General features: G+C 49.8%; 8 protein-coding genes. 4 read left to right on the plus strand and 4 right to left on the minus strand.

Annotated features, from left to right (window positions below; all coding sequences use genetic code 11):
* Window positions 1–84 precede the first annotated feature (84 nt).
* Window positions 85–2172 (plus strand): acetate--CoA ligase family protein, encoded by a 2088-nt coding sequence (locus BMX82_RS10800; protein ID WP_091768835.1) that lies wholly within the window; start codon window positions 85–87, stop codon window positions 2170–2172.
* Window positions 2169–3344 (plus strand): BaiN/RdsA family NAD(P)/FAD-dependent oxidoreductase, encoded by a 1176-nt coding sequence (locus BMX82_RS10805; RefSeq protein ID WP_091768838.1) that lies wholly within the window; start codon window positions 2169–2171, stop codon window positions 3342–3344. Before BMX82_RS10800 ends, BMX82_RS10805 begins: the two co-directional genes overlap by 4 nt.
* Here BMX82_RS10805 and BMX82_RS10810 read toward each other — a convergent pair whose 3' ends face one another.
* Genes BMX82_RS10810 through BMX82_RS10825 form a run of 4 tightly spaced genes read right to left on the minus strand, consistent with a single transcriptional unit; the run spans window position 3345 to window position 10339 of the window.
* Window positions 3345–4754 carry a TolB family protein gene (locus BMX82_RS10810; RefSeq protein WP_091768841.1) on the minus strand — a complete coding sequence of 470 codons (1410 nt, stop codon included), beginning with the start codon at window positions 4752–4754 and terminating at the stop codon, window positions 3345–3347. It lies immediately after the preceding gene.
* An 8-nt stretch (window positions 4755–4762) separates the two neighbouring features.
* Window positions 4763–5647: a DUF6057 family protein gene (locus BMX82_RS10815; protein ID WP_091768844.1), complete on the minus strand. Its 885-nt coding sequence runs from the start codon at window positions 5645–5647 to the stop codon at window positions 4763–4765.
* Window positions 5647–7134, minus strand: a complete 1488-nt coding sequence (locus BMX82_RS10820; RefSeq protein WP_091768848.1) for a RagB/SusD family nutrient uptake outer membrane protein — start codon at window positions 7132–7134, stop codon at window positions 5647–5649. Before BMX82_RS10820 ends, BMX82_RS10815 begins: the two co-directional genes overlap by 1 nt.
* A 16-nt stretch (window positions 7135–7150) precedes the next feature.
* A complete protein-coding gene (locus tag BMX82_RS10825) occupies window positions 7151–10339 on the minus strand; it encodes a SusC/RagA family TonB-linked outer membrane protein (protein ID WP_091768851.1) in 3189 nt (1062 codons plus the stop codon).
* A 274-nt stretch (window positions 10340–10613) separates the two neighbouring features.
* Between BMX82_RS10825 and BMX82_RS10830 the strand changes: the two genes are divergently transcribed.
* On the plus strand, window positions 10614–13079 hold the full coding sequence (locus tag BMX82_RS10830) for a glycoside hydrolase family 94 protein (protein WP_091768854.1): 2466 nt from the start codon (window positions 10614–10616) through the stop codon (window positions 13077–13079).
* A gap of 16 nt (window positions 13080–13095) precedes the next feature.
* Window positions 13096–15471 carry a S8 family serine peptidase gene (locus tag BMX82_RS10835; RefSeq protein ID WP_091768857.1) on the plus strand — a complete coding sequence of 792 codons (2376 nt, stop codon included), beginning with the start codon at window positions 13096–13098 and terminating at the stop codon, window positions 15469–15471.
* Window positions 15472–15516: the final 45 nt, after the last annotated feature.

Consider the following 15516-nt stretch of genomic DNA (forward strand, 5'->3'; position numbering starts at 1 on the left):
ATTATTGGGTTTAATGATGCAAAGGTAGAAAAAATATTCCATATTCGCTTGCTAATTATGTATTTTTATATTATCTTTGCATCCATGATTAACCAACAACTACTGAATCCGAGGAGCATCGTCGTGATTGGCGGCTCCAACAACGTACATAAGCCTGGTGGCTCTATTGTACGCAATATCATCAATGGCGGTTTCGATGGTCCCCTGCACATCGTCAATCCCAAAGAAGATGAAGTGCAGGGAATCAAGGTCTTTCATGATGTAAAGGATGTGCCCGAGACTGAGCTGGCTGTGCTCGTAGTAGCCGCCAAGTTCTGCCCGGACTATGTGGACTATCTCTGCAAGGAGAAGGGGGTGAGGGCTTTTGTCATCATATCAGCGGGCTTTGGCGAAGAGACAAAGGCCGGTGCTGAACTCGAGAAGCGCATTCTCGACACTTGCGAGAAATACGGGGCAGCCTTGATCGGTCCCAACTGCATCGGACTCCTGAATCGCAACCATCATAGTGTTTTCACATTGCCTATACCAAACCTGAATCCTCTTGGTGTCGACTTCATCAGTGGCTCTGGTGCTACAGCGGTATTCATTCTCGAGAGTGCCGTCATCAAGGGCCTGCAGTTCAACAGCGTGTGGTCGATAGGCAATGGCAAGCAGATTGGCATTGAAGACGTACTTCAGTACATGGACGAGCACTTCGATGCGAAGAAGGACTCAAAGGTAAAACTACTATATATCGAGAACATCGCCAACCCCGACAAGCTGCTTTTCCATGCCAGCAGTCTTATTCGTAAAGGCTGCAGGATAGCAGCCATCAAAGCCGGCTCCAGCGAGAGCGGCAGTCGTGCGGCATCTTCACATACAGGCGCCATCGCTTCCAGCGATTCTGCCGTAGAGGCCCTTTTCCGCAAAGCGGGGATTGTGCGCTGTTTCTCCCGCGAAGAGCTCACCACTGTAGGTTGTATCTTCACCCTACCTGAGTTGAAGGGCAGGAACTTCGCCATCGTCACCCATGCAGGTGGCCCCGGGGTCATGCTCACCGATGCGCTCTCGAAGGGTGGTCTCAACGTACCTAAGATAGAAGGTCCTGAGGCCGAGGAACTGAAGAGTAAGCTTTTCCCTGGTTCTTCCGTAGCCAACCCCATCGATTTCCTGGCTACAGGAACAGCAGAACAACTGGGCACGGTCATTGATTATTGCGAGAATAAGTTCGACCATATCGACGCCATCGCCGTCATCTATGGCACTCCTGGTCTCACTCAGCTCTACGAGGCCTACGATGTGCTTGACAAGAAGATACGGGCGTGCAAGAAACCGATCTTCCCTGTATTGCCGAGCCTGCATACGGCAGGACCTGAGGTGGAAGAGTTCCTGAAGAAAGGTCATGTCAACTTCAGCGACGAGGTGACTCTGGCCACTGCTTTAAGTCAGATCATGCGCACCCCACAGCCTGCGCCCTCTGAACTGGAACTCTATGGGGTTGATGTGCCTAAGATACGTGACATCATCTATCGCGAGACCCATCGTCTGAAATTCGAGGGACTGGAGAGTGGCTACCTGGCACCTGATGCCGTTCGCGAACTGCTTTCATGTGCCGGCATTCCCTTAGTACCTGAGATGGTAAGCATCTCTAAGGAAGAACTCACGGCCTTTGCCGGGAAAGTGGGTTTCCCTGTAGTAGCAAAGGTCGTTGGTCCTGTACATAAGAGCGATGTGGGTGGCGTCACTCTGAACATCCGTACACCAGAGCATCTGGCACTTGAGTTTGATCGCATGATGAAAATCCAGGACGCCACAGGTGTGATGGTGCAGAAGATGCTCAAAGGTACCGAACTCTTCATTGGCGCCAAATACGAAGAGCGTTTCGGTCATGTGGTACTCTGCGGTCTTGGCGGTATCTTCGTTGAGGTACTAAAGGATGTGTCCAGCGGTCTGGCTCCTCTCTCCTATGGCGAGGCATACTCTATGATCCACTCACTTCGTGGCTATAAGATTATCAAGGGCACACGTGGACAAAAGGGACTCAACGAACAGAAATACGCTGAAATCATCGTACGTCTCTCTACTCTGTTGCGCTTTGCCACAGAGATTAAGGAGATGGATATTAACCCATTGTTGGCCGACGAACATGATGTCGTTGCTGTCGACGCGAGAATACGTATAGAACGCTCATGAGAATTGCGATAGTCGGTGGTGGCGCAGCAGGATTCTTCCTGGCTATAAACCTGAAGGAGATGAGTCCTTCGTGCGAAGTGACCATCTTCGAGAAATCGAAGAAGGTGCTCGCCAAGGTCGAAGTCTCTGGAGGTGGACGCTGCAACTGCACCAACTCTTTCGCTTCTGTCAGTGACCTCTCACAGGTCTACCCCCGAGGGCATCGCCTGCTGAAACGTCTCTTCAAGACCTTCGACTATCACGATGCCTACGAGTGGTTCGAGGCACATGGCGTACGTCTGGTGACACAAGATGACGACTGTGTGTTCCCTGCCTCACAAGACTCCCACACCATCATCAACCTCTTTCTGGCAGAGGCGCGTCGACATGGCATCGAGATACGTACTGGCACTAAAATAGAATCTCTCGACCAACTCGCTGATTACGACTGCATCGCCATCACCACTGGTGGTGGTACGGCTTCTCTTGCCGGCATTTCTACCACCGAACCTGTTCCCTCACTATTCACGTTCAGCATCGAGGACAAGGCGCTACGCAACTTGATGGGTACTGTCGTAGAGGATGCCACCGCCTATATCCCAGGCACTGGTTTCCGTGCCACGGGACCGCTGCTCATCACTCATTGGGGCATGAGTGGACCTGCCATCCTGAAGCTGTCCAGCCATGCTGCCCGCGAACTCCATGATCAAGGCTACCAGATGCCTTTGGCCGTCAACTGGCTCAGCCTTAAAGACCCAGAGGTTCTTGCCGAACTGCACCGCATCATCAGTCAGCACCCCCAGAAACAACTCGGCAGCATCCGCCCTTTCGATCTGCCAAGTCGCCTGTGGAACTACCTCCTTGAGAAGGCCTTAGGCCAGCGTGCCCAGAACCGTTGGCAGAACCTCAATAAGAAAGAACTGAACCGGCTGGTCAACATGCTTTGCAACGACAGCTACCAGATAGCAGGACGTGCGGCTTTTAAGGACGAGTTCGTCACCTGTGGAGGCATCGACCTCTCAGCCGTCAATCCTAACACTCTGGAAAGCAAAGACCTCCCCCACGTTTACTTCGCAGGAGAGGTGCTTGATATCGATGGTGTCACAGGAGGCTTCAACTTCCAGGCAGCCTGGACTACCGCCTACACCGTTGCCAAAGCAATCTCTGGATTAGGGAATCACATAGATTGCTGACTATTGCAGTGGAGAAGATATAAAATCAGGAGTGTTGAATGAATAAAGTGTGCGATGATAATAGCGTTTGGGGTTCCTTTGAGGCAGTAGGAAAGGCTTTGTGGCTTTTCCTCTTTCATCAATAGAAGAGAAATAAACCTGTGTATAAAGCCCATCATCACGACGAGTGGTAAAATAGAACCAATGGCTATTTCCACTCCAGTTGTGCAGACTCTCTGAGGCTTCACTATTCACCTCGTCAAGACTTCGCGTTTCACCAGTTTCCAAGTCAAGCAACCAAAGGTCGGCTTCTGGATGCCAGACAGAGAAGTAACCATAGTCCAACTGTGTATACATCAGGTAACGACCATCATAGGAAGGACGAGGCCATGTGACACTCATTCCTGTTTGACTGGTATTAATCAAGGTATCTGCCTGATGGCCTGTTTTTCCTGTAGCAGCATCGAAAGCAACTCTGCAAAGGCTGTATTTCTCTTGATCATAGTTCTGCGGATAGCTTTGTCTTCTCGCTGTAGTAAAATAGAGCCATTTGCCATCAGGTGAGAAAGCAGGGCAATTCTCTGCCCAATATTTTTTCATGATCAACGTATCACGCAGAGTGGTATTGGTCTCAGTATCATAGATAAACACATCCGATTGCCCATCGAAGACCTCAATGCGCTTATTCAAACCAGAATGAAACAATTGCGAAGTCTTATTGGTGGAGAATGCGATATAACGACCTTGCGGATGCCAATAGGGATATACCATTGGTCCGCCAATGCTATCATTGACAGACGGCAGCAGGTTTTTCATCCCCTGGTGTACGATACTGGTACCTCCATGTTCGCTTCTGATATGTACTACAACATCATCAGTCTTCCCACGATTGACTGTATGACAATTCACACAACCGCCTCCCATGTCTCTGTTGTCCATAATGGCTGTTTCCTCAAAGGTAGACAGTTCTCTCTGATAGATACCCATGTGACCATACATCTGATAACCAGGTGCAATTCTTCTGTATGTGATACCCCATTCATCAAGAGGGTGCTGACTGACATATATCTCAAATTCATGATATCTTTTCCAGGTTCCGTCTTTCTCGGCACAGACGGAAACCATCAGCTTACTACCTCGATTATCCTTTAGCAACTCGTGCCAGGCGTCTATATCAAAATCGGCATACGCACCATTGGCATGCAGAGACCCGCCTTTGGCACCTTTTATCTCTACATCTACAGTTGTAACCTCATCATCAGTCATTGAGAAGTTCAAAGGAGCTATTTCCTCAGGAACAGTCACACCTATATAATCAGGATATATCTCTGGCAACGATGCCACTTCTTCAACATCATGAGGACTGGAAGTACAGGCAGAAAGCACATACAGTCCCACCAGCAGCATCAGTTCAATCGTAATCCTTCTCATAACTCCTATTAATCAAATAACACATCTTTTGTATGTTCGTAAGCTTTTCTTAAGCTTCCATATATCGGATGATGATCTATGAGCGACGGCTCATCTGCCATCACCTTCATTCTTTTGGCAAAGTCATGGTAATAAACGGTCTTATCCAATATCGAGATATATTTCCTTGCCACACGATACTGCCCTGTTATCAGGGCTGTCTCTGTTAAGCGCTGCAAGGCTCTGCCACTCATCGAGAAATCCTCTATCGAAGCCATTGCCTCGAATGAGGCCCTTTGGGCAAGATTAACCAATCCTGCATACATATAGACATCGCTCATCATATAAGCAGATGTCATGCTACTCATTGCGTTGTTAGAAAGAGCAAGATCAGAGAACATGTCGTCATCGCTCATCCTACCCGTTTGATGTTTAGCCATACGAGCAACATATTGGCAAGCCAGCGATTGCGGAAAACGATGGTCACTCTTCTGGATAATCTGCTCCCACTGGCCTTTTCGCTGCATCAGGTCGTATTCGAGTTCCTCATTATTCACATCCAGTTTGATATACGACATATACCATACACATAGGGCTGGAACAAAAGACACAATATATAGATAATTCTTCCAGCTACATCTTTTTATAAGCGACAACAGCCACCAAGTCAGCCCTTGGGCCATTAAGCAGACCAATGCCAATAACAAAGCGCCAAGCCATGCGAAATGAAAGAACTGCAAGAAGAAATCCCTTATATACTGGTATATGCCATACTCCTGCCAGAACTCAGTATCCCAGACAAACAGTCTTTCCTGCCCTACAACTGCATGAGGATAAAGGAAACACCAGAAACAAAAGATGATGAAGGCAAAGGATATTGCCATCATCATCTTCCAGTGTGATTTGATAATCATTAATAGTTCTTTGTACAGAGTTTGTTGAAGTCTGTCTCATTCTTGGGAATCTCCCAAACCCAACCGTCTGCACCTGCCTCTTTATCGATAAAGGTGCAGAAAGTCTGAACGAAGTTACGTCCGCGATGGATGGGGAGGTTCAGGCGCTTCAGGTCATAGAAGCGGAAGCCCTCACCCCAGAGCTCTACACGACGACTGTTCATGATCTCCTCTGCCAGGGCATCACCAGCATTTCCCTTAGACACATACGAGGGATCGCGTGTCACCTGGAACTTGGTGAATACCTCCTGAGCCTGTGCTGTCTGTCCGGCACGAGCCAGCGCCTCAGCCTCGGTCAGGTACATCTCTGCCAGACGCATGAAGGCTACATCACCTACAGCGTCAGCGCTAGAACGGGCGGTGAACTTACGGTTCTGATAGGGCTGCTTCACATATGTCTTTGCAGGCACATCCATCTCACCTGTCGGGTCAAACCATGCACGACGCAGGTCTGTCTCTGACATGGTGTCGTAAGTATCGGCATTGATACACTTCACACCCTGACGGATAGCCGTAGCGTTGAAGTTCCACGACATATATGCATAGAATGAGTAGAAGTATACGGTCTTATCATCCGGAGTACGGGCTGCGTACATAGCCTCCTTGGTGTCTGAGCAGATATCGGAGAAACCACACATCAGCTGGTCGCCCTGCATCAGGGCACCGCCATTAGCCTCAGCCAACTGGATGGCCTTAGCTGCATTGGTGGCTGCATTGGTGTAATCCTGCTTAGCCATAGCCACACGTGCCTTCAAACCCCATGCCACCATCTCACTGTAGTGGTGATAACCGGGATTGATGCCTACCAACAGCTTGCAAGCCTCGTCAAGGTCGGCATTGATCAGCTGATAGACCTCCTCAACAGAGTTACGAGCCTGTTCCTCAGTTACAGCTGTCAGACGATAGGGAATACCGTCCTGTGTGTTGTTACCACCGGCGGCATAGCGCTTGGCATAGAGCTGTACCAGGTTGAAGTGCGCCCATGCACGGATACAGAGTGCCTCACCCTTCACCTGATTATAGAGGGCAGCATCAGTCATAGGTGCCTCTTCCACACCTGCGATGATCTTATTGGCGTTCAGGATCCACTGATAATAGATGGTCCAGTACTTGATGTTGTAACCGGAACTCTCATTCATATTACAGCTCCAGCCCAGGTAAGCTGCCTTACACCATGTATTGGTGATCCAGGTAATGTCGTCGGCCTCCATGTCACGACAGAACATAAAGCCAGGCTCACCACCAAGACACTGATAACCTGTCTCCTGCGATACCATCTCCTTATGGATACCATTCAGGGCGATATAGAGATTCTCAAGCGAGGCATTGATTGACCCCTCTGAGACTTTATTCGACGGCACTGTGTCCAGATAGTCGCCAGAGCAGCTGCTCAGTCCGAGAGCCATCGCTGCTGCCAGCACGATTGTCGATATTTTATTGTATCTCATAATTCCTTATTATTTATTAGAATGAAACATTAAGCGAGAAAGTGAAGTTGCGAGAAGGCTGGTACTCGTTGTAAACAAGACCATTGTACTGAGCCATTGGGTTCAGACCCTGACGGGCTTTCAACATGAACAGGTTCTCTGCTGCGAACGACAGACGTGCCGACTTCACATAAACCAGGTTAAGCAGCTGCTTAGGCAACTGATAGCCGATGGTGACTGAGCGCAGGTTCAGATAGTCTGACTTGGTGAGCCAACGTGTAGAGTATGAGGTAGAGATGTTGGTGTTATGAGCTGTTGTAGCGTCAACACGAGGAACATCTGTCACATCACCAGGCTTCTGCCATGCATTCAGCAGATCAGGGCTCATAGCCTCACCAAAGTTGTCGGTAGCCATCATGCCCTGATAACCATAGTCCAGCAGCTTACCACCCAGCTGATAAGAGAATACAGCGGCAATGTCGAAGGCCTTATAGTAACCCTTCAGGTTGAAACCGCCATACATCTTGGGGATAGAAGCACCACTGAAGTCGAACTTAGCATTGGTATAGTCGTTGGTCAGCTGCTGTCCGTCCTTGGTCATGAAGGTATTACCACCCTCTTCATACTTGTCAGGATCAGCAATCCACAGACCGTCACCTGTGTCAGGGTCAACGCCCCACCACTGACGGAGCCAGAACTCATAGATGCTCTTGCCCTCAACCCACTTCTTAGAACCGCTTACATAACCGTCCTTCATGGTGTCAGGCAGCTTGGTGATCTTGTTCTTGATGAAGGTGGCGTTGGCACCAACACTGAAACCATAGTCCTTCTCATTCAGAACCTTGTAGTCGAGCTCAATCTCTACACCAGAGTTTGACACCTTACCTATGTTCTGGATAACAGACTGCACACCAGTTGACAGAGGCTGTGACACGTCGAAGAGCAGGTCCTTAGACGACTTGTTGAAGTACTCGATAGAACCGGTCAGACGATCGAACAGCATGAACTCAAGAGCCAGGTCTGTAGAGATCTGAGTCTCCCACTTCAGGTTCGGATTGGCAATCATCGTGAAATAAACACCAGCCTCGTTATAGTTCGTATAACCTGTTCCATACAAGGTCTGGTAGGGATAGTAGTCGTCGTAGCCCTCATTGTCAAGGATTGCGTCATTACCTGTCTCACCATAAGAGGCACGCAACTTCAGGTTATTGACCCACTTCACGTCTTTCATGAAGTTCTCCTCGCTGATACGCCAGCTGGCACCAAACGACCAGAAGTCACCCCAGCGGTTATCCTTAGAGAAACGTGAAGAACCGTCGTGACGGTATGACATCGAAGCATAGTATTTGTTATCGTAGTCATAGTTCAGACGACCGAAGTAACCTTCCTTCTTGTAGTTGTGAGTATAAGAACTCAGACTGCTGATGTTCACGAAGTTTCCGAACTCATAGAGGTCTTTCAGGGTCTCCTCAGTCTTCATACCATACAGATACTCATATCTGTAGCTATAGTTCTCATGACCGAGCATTGCCTCTACATGATGCTTGCCAAAGGTCTTATTGTAATTGATGATCTCGTTGAGAGTCTGAGTGGTTGTACGGGTAGAGAGGATGTTCAGACGACCAGGACCGGCTGTACCATCACCTACCAGCGGGTTCTCATATACCTTACGACGACGGTCGTTGTTGCTATAAGAATAGTTGACTGTCAGTTCAAGACCGTCAATCGGAGCGATGGTGACATAGGTACGGGCATTCTGTCCGTTACGTGTAAAGTCACGGCTGTTGAACAGGGTCTCCGCAATAGCGTCACGACCTGGTGAAGACAAGCGGTCGCCATCATAGTCGTAAACATACTGTGCGGGATCTGTTGTAGGATTGCCGTTTGCATCCACAAAAGCACCTGAAGCCAGGTCGTGCTTGTGGATAGGATAGATAGGAGCCATCTGACGGATGTAACGCACGATGTTAGAATATGAGCTGCTGTTGTCTGAGTCTGCTGTAGAGTAGTTTGACACACTGCGGTTCAGACCGAGATTCAGTCCGCTCTTGAACCACTTGGTAGGATAGATATTATAGTTCAGACGTGCGCTGTAACGCTCGAAGTCGGTCTTCAGCACATAACCGTTGTCCTTCAGATAACCAACCGAAGCGTAGGTATCACTCTTGTCGGTCTTGGTGTTATAGCTCAGGTTGTACTCCTGACGATAGCCGGTCTTGAAGGCTGCGTCGTCCCAATCCATATCGTCACCCCACTTCAGCTCGTTGGCTGCAGGATTCAGCTTACCGTCGGTACCAACGATAGCGTCATCAGCCACGCCCTTGAAGACGTTATAGCCACGCAGTGTTGAACCCAGTTCGGTAGTAGCCAGCTGTGCAGCCTCCGAAGCGTCCTTACCTGCAGAAACATACGCATTCTTCAGCATCTGCCACTGCAAGGGATAGAAGTCGCGAATACCTACCTTGGCATAGTCCTTATAGGCACGGGTAGACCAACCCTGCTTGATATCGAGGGAAACACCTGTTCCTGAGGTTGTCTTACCCTTCTTGGTGGTGATCAGAATGACACCGTTACCTGCACTTGAACCATAAAGAGAGGTTGAGGCAGCGTCCTTCAAAACTGTCATGCTCTCAATGTCGGCAGGGTTCAGGTCACCGATATTACCATTATAGATGGCACCGTCAACTACATAAAGCGGAGCGTTCGAAGCATTCACAGAACCGAAACCACGCACACGTACTTTAGGTGATTCACCAGGCTGACCTGAGCCTGAGGTTACCTGAATACCTGTGGCATTACCTTCGAGGGCTGAAGCCACGTTGGTAATCGGACGTTTCTCTATGCTCTGGGCGTTCACCGTTGAAGCAGAACCTGTGAACGATGATTTCTTAGCAGTACCATAAGCTACGACAATCACCTCGTCCAGACTCTGGGCGTCACTGCGAAGCTGGATGCGCAGGGGCTTTGAACTCACTGCCACCTCCAGGGGCTCCATGCCCACATAAGTGACTTTCAAGGTACTCTTCCCTGCAGGAACCTCCAGGGTAAACTCTCCATTGATGTCGGTAATGGTACCGATACTGGTTGCGCCTACCACCTGGATGCTTGCACCGATCACCGGCTCATTGTCCTCGTAGGTCACAACGGTACCCTTTACCGTCGTTTGTGCCAGAGCTATTCCAACAAACAGGAACAGACTGGCAAAAATCATACTGAGTCTTTTCATTTTTAAAGTTTTTATAAATTAATTAGTAATATAGTTGAATCCCTTCTTATATATGAAACAAAAATGCGGGGCAAAGATAATGAAAATATTTCTAAAAAACAAATAAAATAATAAAATGTTTGCAATCCGCAATACTTTTTAAACAAAATGTATGCGCGATTCATCAAAGTTTTAATCAAAACCTTGTAAATTTCGGAATATGTTTGTAACTTTGTGGGCGAATTACAATTCGACCGCAAGAAGAAACAACAATTAAAACGATAAATCATTCATTATGGAACAACAGAAACGTTACGGTCACTTCGACGACCAACACCGCGAGTATGTCATCACAGACCCACAGACCCCCTGGCCTTGGATCAATTACCTGGGCAACGAAGATTTCTTTTCACTCATTTCGAATACCGCAGGCGGCTATTCCTTCTATAAGGACGCCAAGTTCCGCCGCATTACCCGCTATCGTTACAATAATGTACCCATGGACAATGGCGGGCGATACTTTTATATAGTAGACAAGGAGACAGGGAGTCAGGGAGACAAGACCATAGTTTGGAATCCCGGATGGAAGCCCTGTAAGACACCGCTCGACTTCTACGAGTGCCGTCATGGCATGAGCTATACACGCATCACCGGAAAGAAGAATGGTGTAGAGGCTAGCGTGCTGTTCTTCGTACCTCTGAAGAAATGGGCCGAAGTACAGAAGCTAACCCTCAAGAACGAGAGCAACGAGGTGAAGCACCTGAAACTCTTCTCGTTCGAGGAGTGGTGTCTGTGGAATGCTGCTACCGATATGGAAAATTTCCAGCGCAATTTCTCAACAGGCGAAGTAGAGATTGAAGGCTCAACCATCTATCACAAGACCGAGTACCGCGAGCGCCGCAACCACTATGCGTTCTATCACGTAAATAGCGATATTCAGGGCTTCGATACCGATCGCGAGACTTTCGTTGGTCTTTACAACGAGTTTGCCGATCCACAGGTAGTGATGGAGGGCAAACCCCGCAACAGTCACGCTCATGGCTGGAGCCCCATCGCCTCTCACTATATCGAGGTAACACTGCAGCCTGGCGAGAGCAAGGACTTTGTGTTCCTCCTTGGCTACATCGAAAACGAACAGGACAAGAAATTCAGCGCTCCTCAGGTCATCAATAAGGAAAAGGCTCATGCACTCATCGCCGAGCTCAACACCACCGAGAAGGTGGACAAGGCTTTTGCCGAACTCTGTGAGTACTGGGATGCTCTGCTTAATATATATAATGTACGCACGGGCAACGACAAACTCGACCGCATGGTGAACATCTGGAACCAGTACCAGTGCATGGTCACCTTCAACTTCTCTCGCAGCGCAAGCTTCTTCGAGAGCGGTATCGGCCGAGGCATGGGTTTCCGCGACTCTAACCAGGACCTCGTAGGATTCGTACATCAGATTCCATCACGCGCCCGTCAGCGCATCATCGATATCGCCTCTACCCAGTTCCCCGATGGCGGCTGCTATCACCAGTATCAGCCCCTCACCAAGCGCGGCAACAACGACATCGGCGGTGGATTCAACGACGATCCCTGCTGGCTCATCTTCGGTACCGTGGCCTATATCAAGGAAACAGGCGACTTCTCTATCCTCGACGAGATGGTGCCCTTCGACAACCAGCCAGGCTCTGAGGTCACACTCTTCGAGCACCTGAAGATCTCGATGGATCATGTCATCAAGAACCTCGGTCCTCACATGCTCCCGCTTATCGGACGTGCCGACTGGAACGACTGCCTCAACCTGAACTGCTTCTCATGGGATCCTAATGAGAGTTTCCAGACCACTGAGAACGTATCTGAGGGCACCAAGGCCGAATCGCTGATGATTGCCGGTCTGTTCGTCGTAACAGGTAAGGATTACGTGGCCCTGTGCCAGAAGCTGGGTAAGACCGACGAGGCAGCCCGCATGCAGGAGGCTATCGACGCAATGATCGAGGCCGTGAAGAAGCATGGCTGGGACGGCGAGTGGTATCTCCGCGCTTACGATTTCTATGGTCGTAAGATTGGCTCTAACGAGTGCGAGGAAGGCAAGATCTTCATCGAGTCTCAGGGCTGGTGTACGATGGCTGAGATTGGCGCCGAGGAAGGTATGGTGGCTAAGTCGCTCGACTCTTGTAAGAAGTACCTCGAGTGCGAACACGGTATGGTACTCAATAATCCCGCCTTCACGAAGTACATCTACGAATATGGCGAGATCTCTTCATATCCCGAGGGCTACAAGGAGAATGCCGGTATCTTCTGCCACAACAATCCCTGGGTCATCATCGGTGAGTGTATCGCAGGCCGAGGCAACGATGCCTGGAGCCACTACGCTAAGATCCTGCCCTCTTACGTCGAGGAGAAGTACCAGACGCTGCATAAGGTGGAGCCTTACGTGAACTGTCAGATGGTGGCTGGTAAGGATGCCTACAAGCCGGGCGAGGGTAAGAACTCATGGCTCACAGGTACCGCCGCATGGATGTGGTACACTGTCTCAGAGTTCATCCTGGGTATCAAGCCCGACTACGATGGTATCCGCATCGATCCTTGTCTGCCTGAGACTGCTACCGACTACACCGTTAGCCGTAAGTTCCGCGAGGCCGAGTACCAGATTACCATCCATCCGAATGGCCAGCAGAAGGGCGTCAAGACAATCACCCTCGATGGCACGAAGGTCGATGGCACCGTCATCCCCTACTCTCCTGGCAAACATACCGTAGAGGTTTCAATGTAAATAACCAATTAGAATTATGAGAAAGTTCATTTTAGCATTATTGCTCACCAGTGCTCTCACAGCGGGAGCACAGGGATTCGTGACGCACAGAGCTCAGATAGCCAGACAACTGACAGAGCAGGGCGTCAGAAAAGCTGAGACCAGAGGCATGACCGTACCCGCAGAGTCGAAACGCGGTTACTTCTTCGTAAACTGCGAACAGGGCGCGAATGCGCAACAGGTGGCTGATCAGCTGAAGAGCGCTGGCGCACAGATCAGAATGGTAAGGGGCGACATGATATTGCTCGACGCTCCTTACTCGAAACTCGACGCACTGGCCAACACCAAGGGGGTGTGGAAGATCGACGTCAGTCCCAGAGTGAGTAAGAAGACGGACGTGAACCGTAAGGTGACACAGGCTGGCGAGGTGATCGACGGCACAGGTGAGAAACTGCCACAGGCCTATACGGGCAAGGGGGTTATCGTGGGCATTATCGATAACGGATTTGACTTCACCCACCCCAATTTCAAAGACAAAGACGGCAAACTGCGCATCAAGGGTGTATATGAGCCTGGCAACTTCAAATTTGGCGGCGACAGCGTGAGAATAGATGGCGAAGCCCTGACAGGATCATACTATAGCAAGGCCGAGGATATCCTCGACACGCTGAAGGTGAAGAACCCTGACGGATCACACGGCACACATTGTATCAGTATCGCCGCAGGCAGCACCAGCGACGTGAAGGGAGTCTCAGGAAATCCCCTCGGCGGTATAGCTCCTGAGGCTGACATTCTGATCTGTCCGGCGTTTGGAGACAGCGATTATTATAAATTCTGCAGTGACAACCAAACGGATGCGACAGCCTACATGATCGTTGAGAGTTTTGAGTACCTGAGGAATGAGGCCCAAAAGCTGCAGCAGCCTATCGTGGTCAGCATAAGCCTCAACTCGCATGATGGCTGGCACGACGGCAGCAGCAACATGGCCAGGGTGATTGGCAGTTATGCGAAAGAGGGGAAACTTCCGATTATGCTCTGCGCCAGCAACGAAGGCGGCGATCAGATGTACCTCAACATGAAGAGTGCGGCCAAGGATACAGTCAGCGTACTGGTTTCACCAGGCCAAGGCGATGGTTATGTATGGGGAGGTATGAAAACCAAGAAGAACGTGACGATGCAGGTTGCCATCGTCAGCTTGAAGGATGGTCATAAGTACTACCAGATGCCCATCGAATTCAACTCAGACCCAAACACAGGAAATTATGGCGAGGGCACCTATTTCTATGCCGGAGAGGATGCCGACAACAGTCATCTGGAAGGCGAAGAGAAGGAGGCCGTGGAAGGACTGCTGAAATACATCAAGGATGGTGACATACAGATATGGTGCTATCAGAACCAGGCGATGAACCAGGACGGCAAGCCGTATATCTATACCGAGCTAATTCTCAGTATGAGCGACCTGGCTTTCATTTCTCAGATATACAACAGAGGCGACAAGCCGGAAGAAGATGTCCTGGGATTCAAGATCAACCTGATACCTGAGGAGGAGACAGAACTCCACTGCTGGGGCGATCAGGGCGTCCAGCTGGTCGGACAAGACAATGACCTGAATTACAAGATGGGCGACTCCAGTATTTCGATTGGCGACTGGAACACTTCGGGCGTTCCTGTCTCTGTTGGCGCATGGTCAGCTAACAATAAGATAAAGGAGAAGGGCATGAACAAAGCCGTAAAACAGAATTTTGAGGTGGGCGACGTGACATATTTCAGCAGCTATGGTACCGACCTGGCCGGACACAAGCACCCCACCGTTTGCACACCCGGTCTCCTCGTGGTAGCCGCCGGTAATAGCTTCGACCCCGACAAGAATGAATACAACATCTATGAGGACAAGGGCTATAACAATCAGTTCACTGGCCAGAAAAACGAACGCGACTATCCGTATGTATACATGAGCGGCACTTCGATGGCAACACCTTGTTCGGCTGGTATCGTAGCTCTCTGGATACAGGCTGCCATGGACAAGGGCAGACAACTGACCTGCGAAGACATCAAGGATATCATCGCCCACTCGAGCGATACCGACGAATATACGAAGGCGAAACCTGAACGGTTCGGTGCAGGAAAGATGAACGCCTATAAGGGTCTGCTCTATGTGCTGGGTATCGACACAAGCATCCCCACACTGAGCAAGCAGCAACCTAAGGACGTGACCTTCCGCGTCGTTGGAGATATTGTCTATACCGACGGCGCTGACGATGGCACCGAGACCACCATCTACAACCTGCAGGGAGTATCCGTAAGACAGACGAAGGTACAGGGCGGAGCCATCAGCCTGACGGGATTGCAAGAAGGGGTCTACGCCGTGCAACTCGGAAATCTAGGCTCTACGCTGATTCGTAAGTCTCACTAAAACAGGAAAGAGGATGTGCCAGAAGTCTGACACATCCTCTTCTTC

The organism is Prevotella sp. khp7 (assembly GCF_900109055.1).
In the GTDB taxonomy this organism is placed as follows: domain Bacteria; phylum Bacteroidota; class Bacteroidia; order Bacteroidales; family Bacteroidaceae; genus Prevotella.

Bases quoted from the DNA above. Each gene is read 5' to 3' on its own strand.
- BMX82_RS10800 (WP_091768835.1), top strand. From the start codon at position 85: ATGATTAACCAACAACTACTGAATCCGAGGAGCATCGTCGTGATTGGC.
- BMX82_RS10805 (WP_091768838.1), top strand. From the start codon at position 2,169: ATGAGAATTGCGATAGTCGGTGGTGGCGCAGCAGGATTCTTCCTGGCT.
- BMX82_RS10810 (WP_091768841.1), bottom strand. From the start codon at position 4,754: ATGAGAAGGATTACGATTGAACTGATGCTGCTGGTGGGACTGTATGTG.
- BMX82_RS10815 (WP_091768844.1), bottom strand. From the start codon at position 5,647: ATGATTATCAAATCACACTGGAAGATGATGATGGCAATATCCTTTGCC.
- BMX82_RS10820 (WP_091768848.1), bottom strand. From the start codon at position 7,134: ATGAGATACAATAAAATATCGACAATCGTGCTGGCAGCAGCGATGGCT.
- BMX82_RS10825 (WP_091768851.1), bottom strand. From the start codon at position 10,339: ATGAAAAGACTCAGTATGATTTTTGCCAGTCTGTTCCTGTTTGTTGGA.
- BMX82_RS10830 (WP_091768854.1), top strand. From the start codon at position 10,614: ATGGAACAACAGAAACGTTACGGTCACTTCGACGACCAACACCGCGAG.
- BMX82_RS10835 (WP_091768857.1), top strand. From the start codon at position 13,096: ATGAGAAAGTTCATTTTAGCATTATTGCTCACCAGTGCTCTCACAGCG.